Origin of the sequence: Bordetella genomosp. 9 (assembly GCF_002119725.1) — a bacterium.
Classification (GTDB): domain Bacteria; phylum Pseudomonadota; class Gammaproteobacteria; order Burkholderiales; family Burkholderiaceae_B; genus Bordetella_C.
The window spans coordinates 3,293,707-3,317,753 of sequence record NZ_CP021109.1; the positions used below are offsets into that span (position 1 = coordinate 3,293,707).

The following is a 24,047-nucleotide window of genomic DNA, read 5'->3' on the forward strand; positions in this document are numbered from 1 at the left end:
TACCCTTGGAGTCCATCATGCCGCACAACACGTTCGATACCCTGAAGACATTCAAGATCGGCAACCAAACCTGTCAGTTCTACTCGCTGCCGGCGCTGGGCAAAGCCTTGGGCGTGGACGTGCAGCGGCTGCCCGTCTCGCTGCGCATCGTTCTGGAGTCCGTACTGCGCAACTGCGACGGCCAGAAGGTGACGGAATCGCACATCCGTCAACTGGCGAACTGGCAACCCAACGCCAAGCGGGAAGAAGAAATTCCCTTCGTCGTGGCGCGTGTCGTGCTGCAGGACTTTACCGGCGTCCCTCTGCTGGCCGACATCGGAGCCATGCGCTCCGTGGCCAAGGCCATGGGCGCGGACCCCAAGCGGATCGAGCCGCTGGTTCCCGTCGATCTGGTGGTCGACCACTCCGTGATGGTCGATTACTTCGGGTCGAACAAGGCGCTGGACCTGAACATGAAGCTGGAATTCCAACGCAATAAGGAGCGTTACCAGTTCATGAAGTGGGGCATGGAGGCCTTCGATACCTTCCGCGTCGTCCCGCCCGGCTTCGGCATCGTGCACCAGGTGAACCTGGAGTACCTGGCCCGTGGCGTACACCTCGACAAGGCGAACAACGTCTACTACCCCGACTCCCTGGTGGGGACCGACAGCCACACCACCATGATCAACGGCATCGGCGTGGTGGGCTGGGGCGTGGGCGGCATCGAAGCCGAGGCCGGCATGCTGGGGCAACCTGTCTATTTCCTGACGCCGGATGTCGTCGGTGTCGAACTCAAGGGTCAGTTGCGCGGCGGCGTTACCGCGACTGACCTGGTCCTCACGATCACCGAGATGCTCCGGCGCGAGAAGGTCGTGGGCAAGTTCGTCGAATTCTGCGGCGAAGGCACGGCCAGCCTGTCGGTGACCGACCGCGCCACCATCGGCAACATGGCGCCGGAGTACGGCGCCACCATGGGCTTTTTCCCGGTCGACGAACGGACCATCGAGTACTTCAGGGGCACGGGCCGCACCGAGCAGGAAGTCGCAGCCTTCGAGGCGTATTTCAAGGCGCAGAAGATGTTCGGCGTGCCCAAGGCCAAGGACATCACCTACAGCAAACTGCTGACCCTGGACCTGTCCACGGTCGCGCCCTCCCTGGCGGGTCCCAAGCGCCCGCAGGACCGCATCGAGATCGGCAACGTCAAGAACACCTTCATCGAGCTGTTCTCCAAGCCGGTCTCCGAAAACGGCTTCAATCAGCCGGCGGAAAAGCTGCAGCAGGTTTTCACCACCAGCGCGGGTACCAAGATCCGGAACGGCGATATCCTGATCGCCGCCATCACGTCGTGCACCAACACATCGAACCCCAGCGTCATGCTGGCCGCCGGACTGCTGGCGAAAAAGGCGGTCGAAGCCGGTTTGAAGGTGCCCGGGTACATCAAGACGTCCCTGGCGCCCGGATCGCGCGTGGTCACGGAATACCTGAGCAAGACCGGCCTGCTGCCCTACCTGGAAAAACTCGGCTTCAACGTGGCGGCCTATGGCTGCACCACCTGCATCGGCAACGCCGGCGACCTGGCCCAGGACCTGAACGAAGCCATCATTGACAATGACCTGGTGTGCGCGGCGGTGCTGTCGGGCAACCGCAATTTCGAAGCGCGCATCCATCCCAACATCAAGGCAAACTTCCTCGCGTCCCCGCCGCTGGTGGTCGCCTATGCGCTGGCCGGCACCATCACGCGCGACCTGATGACCGAGCCGGTCGGCAAGGGCCGCAACGGCGACGTCTGGCTCGGCGATATCTGGCCTTCGACCGAGGAAATCGAGGCGCTGCTGAAGTTCGCCCTGGATCCCCAGGCTTTTCAGGAGAACTACAGCGAAGTGCGGACCAACCCCGGCAAGCTGTGGGAAAACATCAAGGGGGTGACCGGCGACGTCTACAACTGGCCGGAATCCACCTACATCGCCGAACCGCCTTTCTTCAAGGACTTCGGCATGGAGCCCAAGCCGATGCCCACGATCACGGGCGCGCGCGCGCTCGGCATCTTCGGGGATTCCGTCACCACGGACCACATTTCGCCGGCCGGATCCATCAAGGAGACCTCGCCCGCGGGCAAATGGCTGAAGGAGCACGGCGTCATGAAAGCCGACTTCAACAGCTACGGCTCGCGCCGGGGCAACCATGAGATCATGATGCGCGGCACCTTCGCCAACGTGCGGATCAAGAACCTGATGATCCCCCCGCGCGAGGACGGCAGCCGCTTCGAAGGCGGCGAAACGCTGTTCCAGCCCACCGGCGAACAGATGCCGATCTACGATGCCGCGATGAAGTACATCGAGGCGGGCGTGCCTACCGTGGTGTTCGGCGGCGAAGAGTACGGTACGGGCTCATCGCGCGACTGGGCCGCCAAGGGCACGCAGCTGCTGGGCGTGAAAGCCGTGGTGGCGCGCAGCTTTGAACGCATCCACCGCAGCAACCTGGTGGGCATGGGCGTGCTGCCGCTGCAGTTCAAGGGCGACGACAGCGTGCAATCGCTGGGCATCACCGGCGAAGAGACCTTCGACGTCTCGGGGCTGGAGAACGGCATCCGGCCGCAGCAGGACGTCACGCTGACGATCCACCGCAAGGACGGTTCCACCCAGGACGTCACGGTGCTGTTGCGCATCGATACGCCCATCGAGGTCGACTACTACCAGCACGGCGGCATCCTGCCCTTCGTGCTGCGTCAGCTGCTCGCAGCCTGATCGCGCGGCGGCCGGCGGGCGCGATCCTGCGGGCCGCCCCGCGTCCAAAGGCGCGGGCGCCCCAATGGCCGGGCGCCGGCGCTCGGCGTCAATCCAGCCGGATATCCGCCTTCTGCACCACCGCCGCCCAGCGCTGGCGCTCGGCGGCAAGCCATTTGTCCATTTCGGCCGGCGTCATCGTCACCACTTCCGCACCCTGCTCGCCAAGCTTGGCCTTCAGGTCCGGAACGTTCATGATCCGCTCCAACGATTTCGCCAGACGGTCCAGGACGTCGGGCGGCATGGCCGCGGGCGCCATCAGGCCTTGCCATGTGCCGGATTCGAAGTTCGCTACGCCCTGCTCCGCGATGGTCGGAATATTGGGCACCTGCGGCATGCGGTTGCGGCTGGACACGGCGATGGCCTTGAGCTTGCCGCTCTGGATGTGCGGCAGGGTCGCCAGCATTCCGTTCATGATGATCTGCGTCTGTCCGCCGATGGTGTCCGTGATCGCCTGCGAGCCGCCCTTGTAGGGCACGTACTGCCACTGCGCGCCGGTGGCCTGCTCGACAGCGACCCCGGCCACATGCGGGGCGCTGCCCATGGCGGTGACCGCGAAGTTCAGCCGTTCCTTTTTGGAAAGGGCGACCAGTTCGGCAAGCGTGTTCACCGGCACGGACGGATGCACCGCCAGGATGTGCGGGGAATACGCCAGCATGGTGACGCCGCGCAGGTCCTTGTTCGGATCGAAGTTGAGCTTGGTGTACACGGACGGGCTGATCATCAGCGCACCGACATCGCACAGCAGCAGCGTATGGCGCTCTTCGCCGGACTGGGCCACGATGCCGGCGCCCAGGTTTCCATTCGCGCCCGGGCGGTTGTCCACAATGACGGTTTGCTTGAGCGCCTCCGACAGCGGCTGGCTGATGGCCCGCGCGATGATGTCCGAGGATCCGCCGGCAGGGTACGGCACCAGGAGCCGCACGTTGCGATCAGGCCAGTTCGCCTGCGCGCGCAGCGGCGTGGCGGCGGCCATGGCGGCCGCCCCCGCGGCGGCCATGAAGTTTCGGCGGGTCAATGGCATGTCTCTCTCCTTATAGGCCGATTTGTAAGATGTCGTATGACTTGCTGTGGATTCTGCCGGGACGCTGTGCCTCCGTCAATTGAGTTTTGCCTTAATGCAGGAAGAGATATGACGAGTTCCCCACGCCGGTGAATGCGCCTGCGGCGTGCGGGCGGCGGCGCGTGGGAATCCGGGCAAGGAAGGGCGTCCCCGCCGCGGCCGCGGCGGTAAACTATACGGTTCCCCATCCCGCCAACGCCTGGAAGTCATGCCTCGTTCCCGCAGCCGTACCTCTACCCGCCTGACACGCGATGCTTCGCGCCTGGTATCGCTGGCGCTCGCGCTGAATAGCTCCGGCAGCCGCGTGGAAGACCTGTTCTGGGAAGAGCAGTTGCGCGCCGTCATCCCGAAGCTGCTGCGCGCCGGCAACGACGCGCCCTTGGAATCGGCGCTGGACCATCTGTCGCAGACCCAGCCGGGCGCGTATGAAGTCCTGATCGAGCAAGCCGAAACGCTGACGGAGTCCACTGTCGTCGAAAAGAACGGCGTCGCCTACGACGTGCTGCTCATCGTCGCGCCAATGGTGGCATGGACTCGGTACACCATTCCGACCGGCCCGATTCCGCCTGGGACGCTGCAGGCGCTTGCCGCCCAGCTGCATGGCCACGTGCTGGCGCAGGACGCGCGCCTGGCGCTGATGCCGTATCTGGTCAGCATCGACCAGATGCCGCGCACCTTTTCCGAAACCTGGCACTGGCTGCAGCGGCTGGGTTCGCAAGCGCTGGGCGCCGAGACGATGAAGCCCTCCATCGCGGAAGACGCCGACACCGCCAACATGCTGGCCGACACGCGTTACCTGGTCGGCGCCGTCGCCGTCCCGCGCGGCGCGCCGATCTTCCGCTGGCAGGAAAGCCCCGGAGATGCCGGCGCGACGCGTGAAGCGTGCCTGGCGCAATGGGTGGCGCAGGCCCAGCCGACGCTTGCGACGCTGCTGCCCGGCTGCGGCTTCGATTGCCTGCTGCCCGATGCCTACTACGTGAGCAACCGCGAAGCCGACCGGCGCGTTCGTCCGCTGGCGTTGCGCGCCGCCGTCACCTGGCTGGAAGGCGCCGTCAACCTGGAACCGGCGCGGCTGCGCGCGGTGGTGGCAGGCTGCGGCGAGGGCCGCATCGACGAGTATCGCGTCGCCTTCACCGCCCGCAACAGCAACGACGTGATCTACGGCTGCGTGTGGCCCTTGTACGGCCGGGAAGACGACCTGAATCCTGACGAGGACCGCCCCGATCCCGTCGAAGAAATCGCGGCGCTGCTGAAGGAGCTCGGCGTGAACGAAGTGCGCCGCATCCCGGGCGTGTTGCCCCCCGAGTACTGCGAGGACTGCGGTACGCCGTACTTCCCGAATCCGCTGGGCGAGATGGTGCACGCGGAATTGCCGGAAGACGCGGAATCGGCGCCCGCCAAATTCCACTAGCGCCGTTGCGGCCGCGCGGTCAGCGCCATGCATGCCGACATTTTCTGCAAGCGCGTCGATAACTACGGCGATATCGGCGTTTGCTGGCGTCTGGCGCGCCGGCTGCGACAGGCCGCCGGCTGGCGGATCCGCCTCTGGATCGACGATCTGGGCGCCTTCGCCCGCATGGCGCCGGACTGCGATCCCGCCCGCGCGATGCAGGAAATCGGCGGTGTCCAGATCATCCACTGGACGCCGGAGCCCGCTCGACTGATGCCGGGGGACGTGGTGATCGAGGCCTTCGCCTGCGATCCCCCCGAGGATTTCCGCGCCGCCATGCGGGCCCGCCGGCCGGTCTGGATCAACCTGGAATATCTGAGCGCAGAGCCCTGGGTGGAGTCCTGCCACAAGCTGCCCTCGCCCCAGCCGGACGGGCTGATGAAATACTTTTTCTTTCCCGGGTTCACGCCCGCCACCGGCGGGCTGCTGCGGGAACCGGATATCGCCGCTCGCCGCGACGGCTTCCAACGCGATAGCGAGACGCGGCGCGCATTCCTGGCGGCGTGCGGCGTGCCGGAAATCGTCCTGGACCGCTGGCAGGCCCCGTCCATCAAGGACACCGACGGCGATGGCCGAGCCTGCCGGGGACGAGCCAGGCTGGCCACGTTGTTCTGCTACCCCACGGCGCCGCTGGACGCACTGCTTGCAGCCTTGCGGACGGACGTCACGCCCACCGTGCTCCTGGTTCCCGAAGGCGTCGCGCCCGGCCTCGCGTCCAGGAGAGCGGGCCTGGCGGGACACGGCGGCATGGCGTGCGAGAACCGCGACGGGGCATTCAGCCACGTGGAAATCATCCGGATTCCCTTCCTGTCCCAGGACGACTATGACCGGCTGCTGTGGTGCGCCGACATCAATTTCGTGCGGGGCGAAGACTCACTGGTGCGCGGGAGCTGGGCCGCGCGCCCGCTGGTCTGGCAGATTTACCCGCAGTCGGAGGACGTGCATCTGGACAAGCTCGACGCCTGGCTGGATCGCTATCTTGCGCCGCGCGAGGCGCAGGACCTGATCCGGCTGTGGAACACCGCAGCGGCCCCGGCCGCGATGGCGCAGGCGTGGCGGCAAGCTACGGCGCCGGGGCCCTTCCAGGCCTGGACCGGCCGCGCCAGGTGCTGGGATGCGGAGCTTGCGGCCATGCCCGAACTGGCGGACGAACTGGCCGAATTCTGCGCCGAAATACGGCGGAAATGCTAGAATAGATGGTTTTTCGAGCTTCCCCCCGGGCGCCTTTCCGGCTCGCCGCTGTATCGCCGTCAGCGCCGGCATTTCGGGCATTCGGATCGCGGGAAGCGCGCGGATGAGCCGCTCGCAGAGCAGGGGAATCCGCTGGACAGCGACTGAAATCGCCTACGAAGCGACCCGTTCCGACGCAGTGGCCGGACCGGGCAGAACCAGGAATATCCCGGAGTTTTAATCGATGAAAACCGCTCAGGAATTGCGAGTCGGCAACGTGGTCATGGTCGGAAAGGACCCGCTGGTGGTCCAGAAGGCCGAATACAACAAATCGGGCCGCAATGCGGCCGTGGTCAAGCTGAAGTTCAAGAACCTGCTGACCGCCGCCGGCAGCGAGTCGGTCTACAAGGCCGACGAAAAATTCGACGTCGTCGTGCTGGACCGCAAGGAATGCACGTACTCGTACTTCGCCGACCCCATGTACGTGTTCATGGACGAAGAGTACAACCAGTACGAGATCGAAGCCGAAAGCATGGGCGACGCCCTGAACTATCTGGAAGAAGGCATGCCCGTGGAAGTCGTTTTCTACGACGGCCGTGCCATCTCCGTCGAACTGCCGACCACGGTGGTGCGCGAGATCACCTATACCGAGCCCGCCGTGCGCGGCGATACCTCCGGCAAGGTGCTCAAGCCCGCCAAGATCAACACCGGCTTCGACATCAACGTGCCGCTGTTCTGCGAAATCGGCGACAAGATCGAAATCGACACGCGCACGGGCGAATACCGCAGCCGCGTGAACGGCTAAGGTTTTTGCGTCTGCGGTCGCCTGCCGCCGCGCCCCGTGCGCGGCCGGCCAACAAAGCCCCTGTACAGGGGCTTTTTCTTTGGAACCGCCCGGGGTGGGGGCGCACTCACGCCCGATGCGACTGTCCCTGAACGCGCCCCCAGCCCACGCCTGCCACACCAGCGGTCATCCGCACCACCCTGTCCCGCCCTTCCGTTCCGGACCCGGGCCGGAGCCCAGGGCGAGCCTGTTCTTCCGCAGAAGGCCGGCTTCAGTGCCGCTTCGTTTTTGCGTGACGTTGCCGAACCGCCCGGCCCCCTACCCGAACATGCGGTCCCGCCTGCCCCCAGCGCGCGCGGCCGCGCCATCCTCCTCGCCCCCGGCCCCTCCTGGCTCGGAAGGTAGCCCATCCGCGGCATCAACCTCTCCCTGCCCCGGGCCGTCGGCACAGGCTCGGCCCGCGGCAAGCGAACCGACGGCGCGGTCCACATCGGGCTCGCCGGTTTCCCTCCTGGATATCCCGCCGCTCCCCGGCTCGGTTCTGGCCTTTGCCGACGCACTTATCGAGCAGGGTCTCGACGAATTCGACTGGAGCGGCCCGGTCACACCGCCCGGCGCGACGTCCCCCTGGGAGCCAGCCCCCAGGGACCCGGTGCCTGCCGCACCATCCGTCCTCGCTACGGACGATATGACGGGCCAGGAAGCGCCGCCACCGTTGCGATTGAAGGATTTCGAGCTTGCGCAAAACACCATCGGCAAGCCGCCCGCGCACCTGAGCCGGGAAGAATTCAGCCGGCGGCATGGCTATCCGGAAGCGCTTATCCGCGACAACTTCACGGAAGCCGGCGACCTGACGGCGGCGGGCAAGGAAGCATTGAGGCGGGCCATCGACCGCGTCGCCTCCAGGGAAGCGGCGCCCATGTCGCCGCCGACCGACATCCACGACCCATCCATCATGGTGGTCAGCCCGCCGCCGGGAGATGCGCACGCGCAGGTGCACGCCCTGGCGCTGCAGCGCGGTGTCAGCGTGGAAGTGCAGACGTGGCGGGAAGCGCGGACACTCGGCACGCGGGGCGGCCCATACATCGGCGACATCGCGCTGTTCCGCAACCACTGGGCCGTCCGATCGACCCGCGGGGGGCGTTATCGCATCACGCCCGGACCCAATGCCGCGCTGCACGCCGTGAACGTCCTGATGTTGAAAAACATCGGGCAGACGATCCTGGCCGACCACTATGCGATGAGCGGGCCAAACCGCCGGGGCGAAATCACATTGACGCCGCAGCCCTGGGCGCTTTCTCCAATGGCGCTCGCCGCGCCTCGTTGATACGCGTCGCCGTGGGGGAACCCTATTGCAGCCGGTCGTCGTCGAAAATGTCCGGCAGCGCCATGAAGTCGATGCCTTCTTCGATCAGCGCCTGCCGCTCCTCGGGCGTGGATGTGCCGCGGATGGGACGCTCCTGAGCCTCGCCGTCATGGATGCGCCGCGCTTCCTCGGCAAAGCGGGGGCCGACATTTTCGGCCTTGCGCACCATATCGCGGACCTGCTTCAGGATCGCGGCCTGCAGCTTCGCCATTTGGGCGGATCCCGAACCGCCGGGCCCCGCCGGGGCGGCCGCCCCGGCCTCGGCCGCCTTCAGATGCGAGACGTTGAGATGCGGCGCCGACAGGCGCTTGGAAACCTTGGTCGAACCGCACATGGGGCAGGAGACCAGCCCACGCGCCTGTTGATCGTCGTAGTCTTCATGCGAGCCGAACCAGCCCTCGAAGAGGTGGCCCTGCTCGTCGCACTGTAGGTCGAATACTTTCATGTCCCCGATATGGCGGCGTCCCGGACAAATACAAGACCTGAGCGGTGTCCAGGCGGCCATGCTGCCGTCGCACTATAGCGGTTGTGCCGGATGACGGCGGCCCTATGGCCGTTGGCATGTCTGGGGCCGCCGGACCCGTTGCGGCGCAACAACAGTTTTGGCGGCCGATCGGGGCGCCGGCGATATGCCTTCCGCATGCCGGCCTCAACCCCGGGCGCCGAAATCCAGCCGCGGCACGGCCGCCAGCAGGCGCCGCGTCACCTCGTGAGACGGCGATTGCAGAACGCTTGCCGTGTCGCCCAGCTCCACGATCCGGCCGCCGCTCATGACGGCGATCCGGTCGGCCAGATACTCCACCACGCCGAAGTTGTGAGTGATGAACAGATAGGCAATGCCCAGTTCACGCTGCAGGTCGCGCAGCAAATCGAGTATCTGCGCCTGTATCGACACGTCCAGCGCGGAGGTCGGTTCATCGCAGATCAGGACCTTGGGCTCCACCGCCAGCGCGCGAGCGATGGCGATACGCTGGCGCTGGCCGCCGGAAAACTCGTGCGGGTAGCGCTCGGCCGTGTCCTCGGGCAGACCTACGCGCCGCAACAGGCTGCCGACCCGGGCCGCACAAGTGTCGCGCGACAGATCGCGCCGCAGGGCGGCAATGCCTTCCAGGAGGATGTCGCCTACCCGCATCCGGGGATTGAGCGAACCGAAAGGGTCCTGGAACACGATCTGGATGTCGCGCCGCAGGCGGGCCAGCGTGCGGCCGCGCGCCCGCATCAGATCCTCGCCCTGCAAGCGGGCGTGCCCGCGCACCCGGGCGCCTTCGATCAGGCGCAGCAGCGCCTTGCCGGTCGTCGTTTTGCCGCAGCCCGATTCGCCCAGCAAAGCCAGCGTCTCGCCGGCATGCAAGGTGAATTCCAGCCCGTCCACCGCCTTCACCCAGGACTTCACCCGGCGCAGCGGCCCTTTGCGCACCGGGTAATGCACGCAAAGGTCGCGAACTTCCAGTACCACCGGGGAAGTTCCCGGCTTGCCGGCGCCGCGGCGCAATGAATCCGTGGAACTCGCCCCAGGGGGCGGCAGGCCGGCGGCTTCGGGGGACAGGCGACGGCCGCGTTTCTCGAAAGCGGGAATGGCATCGAACAGCTGCCTGGCATAAGGATGCCGGGGCGCCGAAAAGAACCGGTCCGCCGGGGCGCATTCCACGACCTCGCCCTCGCGCATCAACGCCACGTGCTGCGCCACGTTGCGGACCACGGCCAGGTCGTGGGTGATCAGGAGCATCGCCATGCCCATATCGCGCTGGATGTCCGCCAGCAGGTCCAGCACCTGCGCCTGGACGGTGACGTCCAGCGCGGTGGTCGGTTCGTCGGCGATCAGCAGCAGCGGCTCGGCCGCCAGCGCGATGGCGATCATCACGCGCTGCTTCTGTCCGCCGGAGAACTGCATGGGGTAGTCATCGACGCGCCGCTCGGGATCCGGAATCCCGACGCGGCGCAGCCATTCGATGGCCCGTGCGCGGGCGGCCGCGCCCCGCAGCCCCGTATGCACGCGCAGCGTCTCGATGATCTGGTCGCCAACGCGCATCACCGGATTCAGGCTGGTGGCGGGCTCCTGGAAGATGATGCCGATACGTCCGCCCCGAACCCCGCGCATGGCGCTTTCGGGCAGGCGGTTCAGGTCTTCGCCCGCCAGGTCCACCTGACCGGCGACGAGGCGGGCCGCGTCCGGCAGCAGGCGCAGCAAGGCCAGCGCGGTCATGCTTTTGCCGCTGCCCGATTCCCCCACCAGCGCGAAGGTCTCGCCGCGCGCGATGGCCAGGCTCAGCCGCTTGACCGCGGCGGCAATGCCCCGCTCGCCCGCGATCTCGACGCGCAGGTCCTGCACGCGCAAGACGGTGTCGCCGCCGTCCGGCGGCATGGAAGGCATCGATGCGGGATCATGGGTCTCGCGGGCGGCGGTCATCGCCCCTCTCCCTGTCCGCGCGAAAGCTCGCGCGACTCCGCGGCAACCGGCGACGCCGCGAACAGCCCGCCGCTGCGAGCCGGCGCCAGCACGGGCGCGCGCCGCGGCCGGAACTTGCGCGAGCGCGGGTCGAAGGCGGCGCGCACGCCGTCGGCGAAGAGATTCGCCGCCAGCACCAGCGCCAACATGAATACGAAGGCGGTACCCAGGTTCCACCAGATCATGGGGTCCATCGACATCTCCAGCCGGGCGGCGTCGATCATCGACCCGAAGGAATTCATGGACGGGTCCACGCCGATGCCAAGGTAGGAAAGAACGGCCTCGTACAGCACCAGCGAAGAGAATTCCAGCACCACGGTGATCAATACGATGTGCATCACATTGGGCACCAGATGCCGCCGCATGATGCCCCACTGCGACACGCCGAAGGCGCGCGCTGCCTGCACGTACTCCAGTTCGCGCAGCTTGAGGACTTCGGCGCGCACCAGCCGGCACAGCCCCGCCCAGCCCGTCAGCCCCAGAATCAGGCACAGCAGGAACAGACGGAGATCGGCGCGTTCCGCCGACGTCGGGAAACGGGATGGATTGTTGTCGATATACACCTGCATCATCAGCACGCAGGCCGCGACCAGCAGCACGCCCGGGATGGATGTGAGCGTCGTGTACAGATAGGTGATGGCGTCGTCCACCTTGCCTTTGAAATAGCCGGCGGCGATACCGAAGCCCATGGCGGGCGGCAGCATGGCCAGCGTCGTCAGGCTGCCGATGACCAGCGCCGTGCGCACGCTCTTGATCGCCTGCCACAGCACATCGTTGCCCGTGCGGTCGGTGCCCAGGGGATGGTAGCCGGTGGCCAGGCCGGCCAGGACCCCGCCCACCGCGCACAGGACCGCCAGGGTGACCCACATGGCGCGCCATCGCACCTCCGTATCGCCGCGCAGCACGTCGCGCATGGCGGCCCGCCAGCCGCCGCGCCGGCGCGCCAGCGCCGCGCCCAGCAGGCACCCGGCGCCCAAGGCCATCGCCACGCCGCCAGCCAGGCCATAAACGGCACGACGGGCGGCATCCGCAGGGCGCTGCGCGTCCGGATCGGACAGATGCGCGGCGCCGGCCCGCAAGCGCGGGAAATCGCGCACGGGGTGACCGTCTACCAGCATGGTTTCCTTGGTGAACTGGCGCGCGGCCAGGGGCGCCGAGTAGGTCTTTTCCGGACGGGTCAGGACGGAGCCGCCCAGAACCGCGTCCAGGAGCGACCGCGCCGATGGCGCGTAGGCGACGGGCGCATCGGCCGGCGCGCCGGGCAGCGGCGGTAGACGGGGCCGGTAATGCACGGAATCGAGCAGGCCAACCGCGGCGAACGCCAGCAGCACCACGGCGGCGCACATCGCGGGCCCGTCCTGGGCCACGCGCAGCCAGTTCGCGCGCAGGGTCGGCGTGCGCCGGACGTGCCAGCCGTAGGCGAGCACGGCCAGCACGATCAGGTACAACGCGACGTCGGTCCACAAGAGAACGATCTTGGGCATGGCGGTCACTCGAAGCGCACGCGGGGATCGGCCAGCGTGTAGGAAATGTCGGCCAGGATCAGCCCGACGATGTACAGGGCGGAGCCCAGGAACACCATCGCGCGCACGATGGAGAAATCCTGGGCGTTGATGGCGTCGATCGTGTAGCTGCCCAGGCCCGGAATGCCGAAAAAGGACTCCGATATCAGGCTGCCCATGAACAGCAGCGGCAGCGTGGCGACGGTGCCGGTCAGGATGGGCAGCATGGCGTTGCGCAGCACGTGGCGGAACAGCACCGTGGCTTCGGTCAGGCCCTTCGCGCGCGCGGTGCGCACGTAATCCTTGCCGATCTCCTCCAGGAACAGGGTGCGGTAGAAGCGCGCCTCCGGCCCGAGGCGCGACACCACGGCAACCGCCACCGGAAGCGCAAGGAACTTGACCGCGTCCAGCCCTCCGGCGAATCCCGAGTACGGCACCAGCCGCAGCAGCTTGGAGAACATCCACTGGCCCGCGATGATGTAGAACAGCCCCGATATGGACAGCAGCACCACGCACAGCACGACGCCCCAGAAGTCCAGGCGCGTGGCGCGGAAAAACACCAGCGCCAGGGAAAACACGATGCTGGCCCACAAGCCGAGCAGGAAGGTGGGCACCGCCAGCGCCAGGCTGGGCCACATCCTTGTGCGGATTTCGCGCCCGATGTCCCGCCCCGCGTCCGACGCGCCGAACTCCAGCCGCAGCAGGGGCACGGAGCGCTGATAGAAGATCGTATCGGTGAAGCGTTGCGGGCCCGGCGCTGACGCATTGAAGAACAGCGGCTTGTCGTACCCGCGCTCGGCCTTCCACTTCTCGATGGCATCCTGGCTGACGCGCTGGCCGCCGATCGACAGGCGCGCCATGTCGTCCGGCGTGTTGACGGCGAAGAAAAGCAGGAAGGTGAACAGGTTCACGCCGATCAGGATCAGCACGCCATAGAGCAGGCGCCGGATGATGTAGGCAGTCATGGCGTCTCCCGCGCGGCCACGGCGCGATCGCCGAACGCCGTCTGTTTTTCGCGCCGGCGCAGCGCCCGGTATGAAGGCCAGACGGCCAGGACGATCAATACCGCCAGCAAAGCCAGCGGCCACCAGATCGGCCGGTTCCATTCGCGGATTTTCGCGGTTCGAAGCGCCGGATCGAGCTTCATGTACTGCAGTGTGTTGCGCACCATCTGCGTCGGCTTGGCATTGCCGACCCATTGCTGATATGCCCCGCCGGACATCGGGAAATAGCCGAACATCCACGGCGCGTCACGCTGGACGATGGCCACCATGCGGTCGATCAGCGCGGCCTTCTCCGGACCGTCGTCCAGGAACTTCATCTGGTCGAACAGCTTGTCGAATTCAGGATTGGCGTAGTTGGCCGCGTTCTCGCCGCCAGTGGCGGCCTTGGCGTTGGGTCCGTACAGCAGGAAAAGGAAATTCTCGGCATCCGGGTAATCGGCGTTCCAGCCCCAGAAGAACATCTGCGCGGTGCCGCGCCGCATCTTGTCCTGGAAGCGGCTGTAGTCGGTGGATCGCACGTCCAGCTGGATGCCCAGCTTGTCCAGTTGGCGCCGCATCCAGTCGAACATCGGGCTGGACCCCATGCCGGTCATGGCGTCGTAGTGCAGCACCAGGGGCTCGCCCGTGACCGCGTCGCGGCCGTTCGGGTACCCGGCCTCGGCCAGCAGCCTGCGGGCCACGTCGATGGACTTGCGCCGGGGCTTGCCGTCCACCAGGTCGTACACCACCGGATTGATGCCCTCCGGCGGCTCTTTGTATCCCAACACGCCCGGCGGCACGGGCCCATAAGCGACGGCCGCCTGGCTGTTTTCGAAAATGGCGATGTATTCCTCCCAGTCGAAGGCGATGCTGATGGCCTGGCGCAGCTTGCGATTGCGCTCCTGCCGTTCCGGGGTGTCGCCCTTGCCCACGACGGGATCATTCCAGTTGAAGCCCATGTACCAGTTCTGGGTCTCCACCGCGGTGGGCAGCTGGATGCCGTGTTCCCGGTAGCGCGCAGCCTTGTCGGGAGAGTCGCCCGCGGCGACCAGCATGGCCACGCCATATTCGCCGCGCTCGACCTGCGGGATGTCGTAATAGCCCTGCAGGAACTTGCCGGTGAGCGGCGTCGATTCCTTTTCGATGCTGAATACCACCTTGTCGATGAAAGGCGTGGGCTTGCCGCAATCCTGCAGCCGGCCCGCTGCACGGTCGGCGGGTTCTCCCTGACAGGGATAAGGCTCGCCGTGGTAGTTGGGATTGCGCGCCAGCACGTGGCGGCGGTTCTGCAGCGATTCCACCATCATGTACGGCCCGGTGCCGACCGGCCAGGTGTTCAACGACAGATTCCGCGTGGACATTCCGGGCTGGCTGTAGAAACGTTCCGCCTCCCAGGGGACCGGGGCGGTGAAGGTCATCGCCAGCCAGTACTTGAACTGCGGGTACTTGCCCTTGACCCGGATACGCAGCGTATGGGGGTCGGGCGCGGTGACCCCTTGGAAACCGGATTGCCGCAGGTCCAGCCACGGCAGGTCGCGCTGGCCCGGGGGCAGCTTGGCCCGCGCCGCCTGATCCAGTTCGCGCAGGCGGTCGCCGTAGGCCTTCATGCCCACGACATAGTCCGCCATCAGCGAATAGATCGGCGAGACCACCCGCGGGCTGGCCAGGCGCCGGAACGCGTAGACGTAATCGTCGGCGGTCAGCTCGCGCGTCCCCGTGCGGGGAAAATCCGGAATCGACGCCTTGTCGTCCAGCTCGCCGGGACGCAGCGGAAAGTAGACATAGCTGCCGTCGGGATTGCGCGCGAAGGCGGGATGGGGCTGGAAGCGGATGCCCGGACGGATGGGGATTTCGTAGACGCTTTCGGCGATCGATGCGCCGGGCGCGTCCTGCGGCAGCACATTGCCCTGGGCGTCCAGGTAGGTTGGCGGGGAGATCGCCGCCGCGGCGCGCGGGATCAGCTTGTACGGCCGCTGCAGGTAATCGTAGCCATACAGCGGCTCATAGATGTTGTACGTGAATGGCGTCTCGTCGACCGAATAGGAACTGGCGGGGTCCAGGTACTTCGGCGAATTGCGCGTAAACGCGGTGTACAGCGTGTTCTGTTTTTCCGCGCCGGCGGGATAAGGACTGTTGATCGGGCTGCCCTGTCCGCAGCCTGCCAGCACCCCGACGCAAAACGCCGCCAGAGCCCAAAGCCGCCTGATGCTCCCCATGTATCGTCCAGTCCTGCCCGCAAGTCGATTTGGGGCAAGAATAGCAAACTGGGCAGATTATCGGACGGATTTACCGGACGAGCGGCGCGGGCGGCGTCCGGTGGCGCGGCCAGCCCCCGGGCCAGAACATGCCAAGGCACTGGGAAGGCGGGAATCCGAAGAACCGCCACGGCGCTTGGGCCGCGGCCGAATCACCGCGCCTGCGCGGCGGCGGCGCACTTGCCTTCGTTCCAGCAATCGTGCCGCCATACCCACGGGGGCACCGCGTGAGGCTGTGCCCACAGGCCGCGACGCGCCTGCTCCGCCTCGCGCTGCAGGCCCGGCAGGGATGGATCTCGCAGATATTCGCCGCGGCGCACGGTATTGGCCCAGGCATATCCGTCCGCCACCTGCCTTCGGTTGGCGGTCTGTCCGTCCTGCAAGGGCAGGTCGCACACGTCGCGGCCGTAGCGGTCCTGCTCATAGCACCGCGCCGTGAGCGTGCGGCCGGCGACCAGGGACTCGAGATTGCGCCGCGCCGCCTGCGCGTAGGGCTGACCGGGTTTTTCGCGTCCATGCCCGGTTTCCGGCGCGTCGATACTGGCCAGGCGGATGCGGCGCTGCCCCTCGCGCGCCAGCAGGGTGACGGTATCGCCGTCCGCAACGTGCACGATGCGCCCTTCCAGGGTATAGCCCTGGCCGTGCGCCGGGGCGCGGCCGGACGGCGAGGCGCAATAGCCCAGCCCCGCCGCCGCCAGGGCGGCGACGAGCGCGATGACGGGACGCGAAACGCCGGCACGCCGAAGCACGGCGCGCAGCGGCGTCAATAGCAGGGAGGTGGAACGGGGCGCGATGACTGTCTCCGGTCGGAAGGGCCGGATGATAGCAAGTCGTGCAGGGCGGGCGCCGCGGGGACCTTGCGCGGATCGGCGCGGCTAGAGCCAGCCGGCGCGCCGAAACCGCCAGTACAAGAGACCACAGGCCGCCGCGATTCCGGCCAACGTGACCGGATACCCGTAGTGCCACTCCAGTTCCGGCATGAACTTGAAATTCATGCCGTAGATGCCTGCCACCGCCGTGGGCACGGCCAGGATGGCCGCCCAGGAAGCCAGCCGGCGCGTCGTGTCGTTCTGCTGCGACTGGCCGATCATCAGGCTGGCCTCGAACGCGAAGGCCAGCGCGTCGCGCAGGGCCGCAATCAGCTCGTCCACACGCACCACCCGATCGGCGACTTCGCCGAAATAGGGACGGGCGTTGGCGTCGATCGCGGTCATTTCCACGCGGGACAGCCGGCGGCAGATCTCCGCCATCGGCGCGATGGCGTTGTGAATGCGCAGCAGATCGCGGCGCTGGCGGTACAGCCGTCGGATATCGGCGTCCTTGGCTCCGCGTATCAGGAGTTTCTGCTCGGCGTTCTCGACGATGCCTTCCAGCCGCGTCGCGGCGTGCACGTAGCGGTCTACCAGGAAATCCAGCAGCTCGGAGGCGATATAGTCGCTGCCGCGGGCCAGCAGGTCCGGGGCCGCTTCCAGGCGCTCGCGCAAGGCGCTGTGCGGCGCGGTGGAACCCCGTCGTATGGTGACCAGGAAGCCGTCGCCGATGACGATCTGAGTTTCGCCGAACAGCGGCCGATCGCCCTCGACTTCCACGGTGATGGCCACCACCAGCACCACGTTGCCATAGTCGATGATCTTCGGCCGCCGGTGCGGTTCGCGCAGTTCTTCCAGCGCCTTGGCGCCAAGATTCAGCGCCTGGCCCACACGCGTGACCAGATCGGGATGCGGATTCTTCAGCCCCAGCCACAACAGGCGCTCGGTCTGGCCCACGTACTCGTGAATCCGATCGATGGCCACCTGCGCGCTGCGCCGACCCTTTTCGTAGGCAATGGAAGCGACGACCTCGCCCGCGTATTCGCCGCCATTGCCGTTCGCGGCCGGCGGCACGATGGCGCGGTTCGACTCGGAGTCCTGCATACCGGTTCCTTGAATGCCCGTATCGCGCAGCGGGCGGCGCGCCGCCCGCTGCGCAGCAAGCCGAGGATCATAGCACCGGGCGCGTCGCAAGACCGTACGCCCCAGGCGGCGCGATATGCCACGGCACAGCACTTGCAAACAGCGCGCAACCTCTTCCCCATGGATTCCTCGCATGGCCGAACGACGCAAGCCTGCCGCCATCCGCATCGGCATTTCGGGTTGGCGCTACGCGCCCTGGCGCGGCAACTTCTATCCCAAGGGCCTGCCGCAATCGCGTGAACTCGCCTATGCCGCCCACCAGGTATGCACGGTGGAAATCAACGGCACCTTCTACTCCCTGCAGCGCCCCGAAGCCTTCGCATCATGGCGGGACGAAACGCCCGGCGGCTTCGTGTTCGCGGTCAAGGGCCCGCGTTTCCTGACGCACACGTTGCGGCTGCGCAATGTGGAAGAAGCGATGGCGAACTTCTTTGCCTCCGGCATTCTTGCCTTGCGCGAAAAGCTCGGGCCCATCCTGTGGCAGTTGCCGCCGACCCTGCAATGGGATCCGGACCGGATCGAACCCTTCCTGGACCTTTTGCCTCGAGACACCGAGGCCGCCGCGCGCCTGGCCCACCGCCATGGCCCCCGCATGCGAGGGCGCAGCGTCGTCGATGCCGACGCCCGGCGGCCGCTGCGCCATGCCATGGAGGTGCGGCATCCGAGCTTCGCCTGCCCGGAGTTCGTTTTATCGCTGCGGCGGCGCGGCATCGCGCTGGTCACCGCGGATACGGCAGGCAAATGGCCCCTGCTGGAGGACGCAACGGCCGACTTCGCCTATGTCCGCCTGCACGGCGACAAGGTCCTGTACAGCAGCGGCTATACCGCGCAAGCCATCGAAGACTGGGCGCGCCGCATCGATGTATGGAGCCGGGGCGCCACGCCGCGGGGCGCCCGGTTGGCGGGGCCGCGGCCGCGCGCATCCGGCCCGCGCGACGTCTATTGTTATTTCGACAACGATATGAAAGTGATGGCTCCGCGCGATGCGCGCGCCTTGATGGCCGCCCTGAAGCTGCCGATGCAACCGGTCTGAACGCGTCCCTGCGCGCCCGCAAGGAAGGCACGCGTTTTGCTGATGGGCAGCCGATGGGCGCATGCAGCGCATCAGCCGACAAACCACCCAAAGCGCGGCGCAAGAAGCGGGAAAGGCGCCGCGCCACAGGAGAACGCCATGACCGAAGACAACCGCAAGCCGGCAACGGACAACCCTACCCAGCGCGGCAAGGAACCGGACGAGAAACGCAGGGACGCGGACCGGGAGTATCAGGAGAATCTGGACGAAGCCGTGGAGGAGACCTTCCCGGCCAGCGATCCGATCTCGCCCGCGGTGGCCGAGAAGGCCGACCGCCACACCCCGCCGCCGCGCGAAGATGCCGGCAGCTCGAGCAGCCAGAGCGATAAGAAGCCGTCGCGCTGAGTAAACAACAATGACCTGCGCGGGCGACCCTGGGCCAGGCCGCCTAGAAAAGCCTGCGCAGGCGCGCCGCCACATCGACCTGCGCGACGGGCGCGGGCGCGCCGCGCCGGGTGGCCGGCAGTTCCGGCGCCTTGGGCAGGAATTCAAACAGATTCGTCATTTCGTCCGGAATGAACCGGGTGCGCGATCCGTAGACATGCCGGTCGCCCAGCCCGGTCTGCTGGTGCACGTAAAAGCGTTGCGGCACGATCAGGTGCAGGTCTTCCTTGGCGCGCGTCATCGCGACGTAAAGCAGGCGCCTTTCCTCTTCGATCTCTTCCGATGCGCCCGTCGCCATATCTGACGGAATGCAGCCGTCCACCACGTTCAGCACGTACACCGACTTCCACTCCTGGCCCTTGGCGGAGTGGATCGTCGATAGGATCATGTAGTCCTCGTCGCGCAGCGGCGGCCCGGCCTCTGCGCTGGTGGCATCGGGCGGATCCAGCGTGAGTTCAGTCAAGAACCGCTCGCGGGACGGATAGCCGGTGGCGATGCGCGCAAGCTGGTCCAGGTCGGCCTTGCGCACGCGCGCATCCTCGTACAGGCGTTCGAGATGCGGCCCGTACCAGCGCAGCGCGATATCGAGGTCCGCCGGCCAGGCCAGGCCGGGCGCGCACAAGGACCTGTACGCCTGCGCAAACGCCTGCCAGCCTTCGCGCGCGGCGCTGCCGGGCTTGAATCCGTCCAGCGCGGCAAGCGGATCGGGGGCGGCGTCCATCGCGTCCATCAGGCGCGCCGCCGTCGCCGGGCCGATGCCGGGCACCAGTTGGGCGGCACGAAAACCGGACATGCGGCTGCGCGGATTCTGCGCCCAGCGCAACATCGCGAGCACATCCTTGATATGCGCGGCTTCCAGAAAACGCAGGCCGCCGAACTTGACGAAGGGAATATTGCGCCGGGTCAGCTCGAGCTCCACGGCAGCGCTGTGCCCGGATGCGCGAAACAGCACCGCCTGCGACTTGAGCGTGGCGCCTGCCTCGCGGCGCGCGAGCACCTGGTCCGCGACCCAGCGGGCCTGCGCCGCTTCGTCGCTCACCGTGACCAGCGCGGGCTTGTTCGACGACTTGCGATCGGTCCACAACGCCTTGGCGTGCCGCTCGCGCGCCAGCGCGATGACCGCGTTGGAAGCGTCCAGGATGGGCTGGGTCGATCGGTAGTTGCGCTCCAGCGTGACGACCTTGGCCGGCGCCGGAAACTGACCTGGGAAATCCAGAATATTGCGCACCGTCGCGGCGCGGAAGGAATAGATGGATTGAGCGTCGTCGCCGACCACCGTCAGGCCGCTCCCATCGGGCTTCATCGCCAGCAGGATCGCGGCCTGCAAACGGTTCGTGTCCTGGTACTCGTCCACCATGACGTGGTCGAAACGGCCGCCCACGTCCTGTGCGATAGCGGGGTGGCTCATCATCTCCGACCAATAGAGCAGCAGGTCGTCGTAGTCGAGCACCTGCTGCGCCTGCTTGGCTTCGACGTAGGCGCGGAACAGGCGCTTCAGCGCTTCTTCCCATTGGGCGCACCAGGGAAACTGCTCCCGCAGCGCCACGTCCAGCGGCGACTGGCTGTTCACGACGCGGGAATAGATGGCCAGGCAGCTGCCCTTCAAGGGGAAGCGCGCCTCGGTGGAAGACAGACCCAGTTCATGGCGCACCATGCCCATGAGGTCTTCCGAGTCGCCGCGGTCGTGAATGGTGAAGGATTCCGACAGCCCGATCTGCGGCGCATATTCGCGCAGCAGGCGGGCGCCGATGCTGTGAAAGGTGCCTGCCCATGGCAGCGCCGGCGGCGTCTGACCGGCACGCTGGCGCAGCACCTTCTGCAACACCGTGCCCGCCCGCCGCTCCATTTCGATGGCGGCCCGGCGCGAGAACGTCAGCAGCAGCATGCGCTGCGGGTCGGCGCCGCGCAGGATGAGATTCGCGACCCGGTGCGCAAGCGTATTGGTCTTGCCGGACCCCGCCCCCGCGATGACCAGCAACGGGCCGCCGGGAGCCGGCCCCACCCCGTACTCCGCGGCCTCGCGCTGCCGGGGATTGAGGTCGGCGAGCGGGTCGGGCGCGTCGGCGCCGGGGGAGAGTTCGGACATGGACAAGGACGGGACGGTATGGGTAACGAGCGAAACGGACGAGCTAAACGCGGCGCGGGGCCATCCGCAATGATACTGGATAAAACCTCAGTTCCGGGCTGCGCGCGGGTACGTGGATTGCTCTGCCTCGCCAGGGCGCGTTGCCGCGGGGGCAGCGTGCAGTTTTTCGTCTTCGAAGGAGAATCGCAATGGCCGACCGTATCGTCAAACTGCTGAACAATCTGATCGAGACCAGCAAGAACGGGGAAAAGGGTTTCCTCGCTGCCGCCGAGGACACCAAGGACCCCGAACTGCGCGGCCTGTTCCAGAACCGCGCCAACGACTGCGCCGCCGGCGCAGCGGAGCTGCAAGCCATCGTCACGCGGCTGGGCGGCAAGCCTGAAACCGGCGGGAGCGTGGCCGGCGCGGTGCACCGCGGCTGGGTACACCTGAAGTCCGCGGTGACCGGGCGCTCGGACGCCAGCATCCTTGAGGAATGCGAACGCGGCGAGGACGTCGCCAAGCACGACTACACCGACGCGCTGCGCGAACCGCTGCCCGAGGACATCCGCGCCGTCATCCAGAAACAGTACGAAGGGGTGCTGCGCAATCACGACCAGATCCGGGCCCTGCGCGACCGCTATCGCGCCAGCGCCTGAGCGCGCCCGCTCGCGCATGCGCGCATGAACCACGCGCGCACCTGATGCCGCCGCCTTATCGCGGCGGTTTTTTCATGCGCTCATATGGCGCGCGGCAACGGCGGCGAAAGTGGCGGCGAATTGGTCGACCAGCGGCGAGGCGGCACTTCCTGCCCTTGTGATGCAGTAGTAGTCCAGCGCCGTCATCGGTTCGACCCTGGCAAAGCGCACGCGCCAGCGCGAGCGGGCAATGGCCGCGAAGGACGGCACGACCGCCTGGCCCAAGCCCGCCTCAACCAGCGCCAAGGCCGTTTCCAAATGGGTCACCGTACGCCCGGACGACGCCAGCCCATCGCCGGGCGCGATGCGCAGACGGCGGTCCACAAGCTGTTGGATGGGATTGTCGCGCGGCAGGGATATCAAGCCGTCCGTGGCGATGTCGCGCCACCCCACGGCCTGTGGCGCGCGGCGGGCGCCCGGCGCCATGGCCAGTACCAGATGCCATTGGAACAGCGCACGGCGGCGCATGCCTGAAACGCGATGGAAGAAGGCGCCAAAGCCGGCGTCCAGTTCTCCACGTTCGACCTGCTGCTGGATCAATCGCCGATCCAGATCCGCGACTTCGATATCCGCCTGCGGCGCGATCTGGCCAAATCGCCGCAGCACCTCCGGTATGACGCTGCAGGCGATCAGGGGCGTCACGCCGATACGGGCCCGGTTGCGGCGCGGACGCTCCAACGATGCGGCATCGGCCACCGCCACGCCCAGTTCGCCGACCGTCCGCATCACGACAGGCAGAAGCTGCGCGCCCGCCGGCGTCAGGCGCACCACGCGGGTCGTGCGCTCGAACAGTTGGCAGTTCAACTGCGTTTCCAGGTCGCGCACCATCGCGCTCAACCCGGCCTGCGTGATGTGGAACTGCTCGGCCGCCTTGGTGAAGCTGGCATGGCGGGCGACGGCGATGAAGGCCTGCAGCTGGCGTAGGGAAAAGTTCATTCACAAATTCTAGTTGTTAACTGACTAGATAACGTGCTTTCACTTTTTCAATCGGCTTTGCTGAAATGTGCCCTGGCGGTCCGATCCGCGACGCCCGCCGCGACAACCACAACGACGACACCGGAGACACCTATGTTCGACTTTCTTTCGCCTCGTCCGCCCCGCGCGCGGATTGCCGCGCGCGCCCTGCGCCACGCGGCCGGCATGCTCCTGATCGGGCTGACCGCGCTATCGGGCACGATGGCGGCGGCTGCTTCCCCCTATCCGGCCAAGCCGATCACCCTTGTAGTCCCCTTCCCGCCCGGCGGGCCGACGGACAGCAGCGCGCGCCTGTTCAGCAAGGCGATGAGCGAAAAACTGGGACAGCCCGTTATCGTGGAAAACCGCGCGGGGGCGGGCGGCAGCGTCGGCACGGCCGCCGTCACGCGCGCGCAAGCCGACGGCTATACCCTGTTATGGGGCGGCACGAGCAGTCTGGTGGTGGCGCCTGCGCTTTATACGAACCTGCAGTACGACCCCATCAAGTCCTTCACGCCGATCGGCATGGCGGTGCGCGGGCCGCTCATCCTGGTTGGCCGCCCCGATTATCCGCCGCACACGCTGAGCGACCTGGTCGGGTATGCGAAGAACCACCGCGTCACGATCGCCTCGGCGGGCACGGGGTCGATCGGCCATCTTGCTGCGGAGCTGTTCAACAACACCGCCGGTATTCATCTGCTGCACGTGCCCTACCGCGGCGGCGCGCCGGCGATGACCGACGTCATCGGCGGCCAGGTCGACCTGCTGTTCGACACCGTGACGCTGCTGTATCCGCAGATTGCCGCCGGCAAGCTGCGCGCCTATGCCACCACCGGGGTGCAGCGCTACGCCAAGCTGCCGGACGTGCCGACGCTGTCGGAGGCGCTGGGCCAGCCTTATGAGGCGTACTCCTGGTTCGGTCTGCTCGCCCCCGCCGGCACGCCGCCTGCCGTGGTGGATACGCTCGCGCGCGCCTTGACCGCGGCCGCAAAGGATCCCGACGTGATCAGGCAGATGCAGGACCTGGGGCTGGAACCGGTGGGCGGTACGCCGCAGGACTACGCCAGGACCATCCAGACCGATCTGGCCAAGTGGACCGGGATCGTCAAGACCGCCAATGTGAAACCCGAATAGCATCGCC

The 24,047-nt window shown here is 67.0% G+C and carries 19 protein-coding genes; 9 read left to right on the forward strand and 10 right to left on the reverse strand.

Annotated features, from left to right (window positions below; all coding sequences use genetic code 11):
• Window positions 1-17 precede the first annotated feature (17 nt).
• Entirely contained in the window at window positions 18-2,723 is a 2,706-nt protein-coding gene (acnA, locus tag CAL13_RS15110; protein ID WP_086072830.1) for an aconitate hydratase AcnA, read from the forward strand.
• 88 nt (window positions 2,724-2,811) lie between these two features.
• On the opposite strand, the gene CAL13_RS15115 is transcribed toward acnA, so the two are convergent.
• Window positions 2,812-3,786 (reverse strand): Bug family tripartite tricarboxylate transporter substrate binding protein, encoded by a 975-nt coding sequence (locus CAL13_RS15115; protein ID WP_086072831.1) that lies wholly within the window; start codon window positions 3,784-3,786, stop codon window positions 2,812-2,814.
• A 247-nt stretch (window positions 3,787-4,033) separates the two neighbouring features.
• On the opposite strand from CAL13_RS15115, the gene CAL13_RS15120 reads away from it, so the two are divergent.
• The 4 genes from CAL13_RS15120 (at window position 4,034) to CAL13_RS15135 (ending at window position 8,556) form a co-directional block, all read left to right on the forward strand.
• A complete protein-coding gene (locus CAL13_RS15120) occupies window positions 4,034-5,236 on the forward strand; it encodes a DUF2863 family protein (protein WP_086058125.1) in 1,203 nt (400 codons plus the stop codon).
• 27 nt (window positions 5,237-5,263) lie between these two features.
• Window positions 5,264-6,466 carry an elongation factor P maturation arginine rhamnosyltransferase EarP gene (earP, locus tag CAL13_RS15125; RefSeq protein ID WP_086072832.1) on the forward strand — a complete coding sequence of 401 codons (1,203 nt, stop codon included), beginning with the start codon at window positions 5,264-5,266 and terminating at the stop codon, window positions 6,464-6,466.
• A 223-nt stretch (window positions 6,467-6,689) separates the two neighbouring features.
• Window positions 6,690-7,250: an elongation factor P gene (gene efp / locus CAL13_RS15130; RefSeq protein WP_086058127.1), complete on the forward strand. Its 561-nt coding sequence runs from the start codon at window positions 6,690-6,692 to the stop codon at window positions 7,248-7,250.
• Window positions 7,251-7,917: 667 nt separating this feature from the next.
• A complete protein-coding gene (locus tag CAL13_RS15135; RefSeq protein WP_157664883.1) occupies window positions 7,918-8,556 on the forward strand; it encodes a hypothetical protein in 639 nt (212 codons plus the stop codon).
• Between the two features lie 22 nt (window positions 8,557-8,578).
• On the opposite strand, the gene CAL13_RS15140 is transcribed toward CAL13_RS15135, so the two are convergent.
• From CAL13_RS15140 to CAL13_RS15170, 7 genes are all read right to left on the reverse strand, one after another.
• The gene (locus CAL13_RS15140; RefSeq protein ID WP_420042398.1) at window positions 8,579-9,100 is read right to left on the reverse strand and encodes a DUF1178 family protein; all 522 of its coding nucleotides are present in this window, start codon (window positions 9,098-9,100) and stop codon (window positions 8,579-8,581) included.
• A 144-nt stretch (window positions 9,101-9,244) separates the two neighbouring features.
• Complete coding sequence (locus CAL13_RS15145; protein WP_086073673.1) at window positions 9,245-10,957, reverse strand: ABC transporter ATP-binding protein; 1,713 nt, start codon at window positions 10,955-10,957, stop codon at window positions 9,245-9,247.
• Between the two features lie 41 nt (window positions 10,958-10,998).
• Complete coding sequence (locus CAL13_RS15150; protein ID WP_086072835.1) at window positions 10,999-12,525, reverse strand: ABC transporter permease; 1,527 nt, start codon at window positions 12,523-12,525, stop codon at window positions 10,999-11,001.
• 5 nt (window positions 12,526-12,530) lie between these two features.
• Window positions 12,531-13,508 (reverse strand): ABC transporter permease, encoded by a 978-nt coding sequence (locus tag CAL13_RS15155; protein ID WP_086058130.1) that lies wholly within the window; start codon window positions 13,506-13,508, stop codon window positions 12,531-12,533.
• Window positions 13,505-15,742, reverse strand: a complete 2,238-nt coding sequence (locus CAL13_RS15160) for an ABC transporter substrate-binding protein (protein WP_086072836.1) — start codon at window positions 15,740-15,742, stop codon at window positions 13,505-13,507. Before CAL13_RS15160 ends, CAL13_RS15155 begins: the two co-directional genes overlap by 4 nt.
• Window positions 15,743-15,933: 191 nt before the next feature.
• Entirely contained in the window at window positions 15,934-16,539 is a 606-nt protein-coding gene (locus CAL13_RS15165) for a thermonuclease family protein (RefSeq protein WP_420042458.1), read from the reverse strand.
• A 117-nt stretch (window positions 16,540-16,656) separates the two neighbouring features.
• Window positions 16,657-17,694 carry a magnesium and cobalt transport protein CorA gene (locus CAL13_RS15170; protein ID WP_086058133.1) on the reverse strand — a complete coding sequence of 346 codons (1,038 nt, stop codon included), beginning with the start codon at window positions 17,692-17,694 and terminating at the stop codon, window positions 16,657-16,659.
• A gap of 172 nt (window positions 17,695-17,866) precedes the next feature.
• Here CAL13_RS15170 and CAL13_RS15175 point away from each other — a divergent pair, with 172 nt between their 5' ends.
• Together CAL13_RS15175 and CAL13_RS15180 are read left to right on the forward strand one after the other, a co-directional pair.
• On the forward strand, window positions 17,867-18,766 hold the full coding sequence (locus CAL13_RS15175) for a DUF72 domain-containing protein (RefSeq protein WP_086072837.1): 900 nt from the start codon (window positions 17,867-17,869) through the stop codon (window positions 18,764-18,766).
• A gap of 138 nt (window positions 18,767-18,904) precedes the next feature.
• The gene (locus CAL13_RS15180; protein ID WP_086072838.1) at window positions 18,905-19,150 is read left to right on the forward strand and encodes a hypothetical protein; all 246 of its coding nucleotides are present in this window, start codon (window positions 18,905-18,907) and stop codon (window positions 19,148-19,150) included.
• A 43-nt stretch (window positions 19,151-19,193) separates the two neighbouring features.
• Here CAL13_RS15180 and CAL13_RS15185 read toward each other — a convergent pair whose 3' ends face one another.
• Window positions 19,194-21,275 (reverse strand): ATP-dependent helicase, encoded by a 2,082-nt coding sequence (locus tag CAL13_RS15185; protein WP_086072839.1) that lies wholly within the window; start codon window positions 21,273-21,275, stop codon window positions 19,194-19,196.
• Window positions 21,276-21,463: 188 nt separating this feature from the next.
• On the opposite strand from CAL13_RS15185, the gene CAL13_RS15190 reads away from it, so the two are divergent.
• Window positions 21,464-21,913: a PA2169 family four-helix-bundle protein gene (locus tag CAL13_RS15190; RefSeq protein ID WP_086058137.1), complete on the forward strand. Its 450-nt coding sequence runs from the start codon at window positions 21,464-21,466 to the stop codon at window positions 21,911-21,913.
• A 72-nt stretch (window positions 21,914-21,985) separates the two neighbouring features.
• Here CAL13_RS15190 and CAL13_RS15195 read toward each other — a convergent pair whose 3' ends face one another.
• Window positions 21,986-22,888, reverse strand: coding sequence for a LysR family transcriptional regulator (locus CAL13_RS15195; RefSeq protein WP_086058138.1), 903 nt, complete (start codon window positions 22,886-22,888; stop codon window positions 21,986-21,988).
• A gap of 132 nt (window positions 22,889-23,020) precedes the next feature.
• Between CAL13_RS15195 and CAL13_RS15200 the strand changes: the two genes are divergently transcribed.
• Window positions 23,021-24,040 carry a Bug family tripartite tricarboxylate transporter substrate binding protein gene (locus CAL13_RS15200; protein ID WP_232467670.1) on the forward strand — a complete coding sequence of 340 codons (1,020 nt, stop codon included), beginning with the start codon at window positions 23,021-23,023 and terminating at the stop codon, window positions 24,038-24,040.
• The last annotated feature ends 7 nt before the right edge of the window (window positions 24,041-24,047 follow it).

Excerpts from the sequence above, each read along its gene's own strand:
- CAL13_RS15120 (WP_086058125.1), top strand. The coding sequence starts at position 4,034 with ATGCCTCGTTCCCGCAGCCGTACCTCTACCCGCCTGACACGCGATGCT.
- CAL13_RS15195 (WP_086058138.1), bottom strand. The coding sequence starts at position 22,888 with ATGAACTTTTCCCTACGCCAGCTGCAGGCCTTCATCGCCGTCGCCCGC.
- CAL13_RS15170 (WP_086058133.1), bottom strand. The coding sequence starts at position 17,694 with ATGCAGGACTCCGAGTCGAACCGCGCCATCGTGCCGCCGGCCGCGAAC.
- efp (WP_086058127.1), top strand. The coding sequence starts at position 6,690 with ATGAAAACCGCTCAGGAATTGCGAGTCGGCAACGTGGTCATGGTCGGA.
- CAL13_RS15115 (WP_086072831.1), bottom strand. The coding sequence starts at position 3,786 with ATGCCATTGACCCGCCGAAACTTCATGGCCGCCGCGGGGGCGGCCGCC.
- CAL13_RS15160 (WP_086072836.1), bottom strand. The coding sequence starts at position 15,742 with ATGGGGAGCATCAGGCGGCTTTGGGCTCTGGCGGCGTTTTGCGTCGGG.
- CAL13_RS15185 (WP_086072839.1), bottom strand. The coding sequence starts at position 21,275 with ATGTCCGAACTCTCCCCCGGCGCCGACGCGCCCGACCCGCTCGCCGAC.
- earP (WP_086072832.1), top strand. The coding sequence starts at position 5,264 with ATGCATGCCGACATTTTCTGCAAGCGCGTCGATAACTACGGCGATATC.
- CAL13_RS15190 (WP_086058137.1), top strand. The coding sequence starts at position 21,464 with ATGGCCGACCGTATCGTCAAACTGCTGAACAATCTGATCGAGACCAGC.
- CAL13_RS15150 (WP_086072835.1), bottom strand. The coding sequence starts at position 12,525 with ATGCCCAAGATCGTTCTCTTGTGGACCGACGTCGCGTTGTACCTGATC.
- CAL13_RS15145 (WP_086073673.1), bottom strand. The coding sequence starts at position 10,957 with ATGCCGCCGGACGGCGGCGACACCGTCTTGCGCGTGCAGGACCTGCGC.
- CAL13_RS15200 (WP_232467670.1), top strand. The coding sequence starts at position 23,021 with ATGTTCGACTTTCTTTCGCCTCGTCCGCCCCGCGCGCGGATTGCCGCG.
- CAL13_RS15155 (WP_086058130.1), bottom strand. The coding sequence starts at position 13,508 with ATGACTGCCTACATCATCCGGCGCCTGCTCTATGGCGTGCTGATCCTG.
- CAL13_RS15175 (WP_086072837.1), top strand. The coding sequence starts at position 17,867 with ATGGCCGAACGACGCAAGCCTGCCGCCATCCGCATCGGCATTTCGGGT.
- CAL13_RS15135 (WP_157664883.1), top strand. The coding sequence starts at position 7,918 with ATGACGGGCCAGGAAGCGCCGCCACCGTTGCGATTGAAGGATTTCGAG.
- acnA (WP_086072830.1), top strand. The coding sequence starts at position 18 with ATGCCGCACAACACGTTCGATACCCTGAAGACATTCAAGATCGGCAAC.
- CAL13_RS15140 (WP_420042398.1), bottom strand. The coding sequence starts at position 9,100 with ATGGCCGCCTGGACACCGCTCAGGTCTTGTATTTGTCCGGGACGCCGC.
- CAL13_RS15180 (WP_086072838.1), top strand. The coding sequence starts at position 18,905 with ATGACCGAAGACAACCGCAAGCCGGCAACGGACAACCCTACCCAGCGC.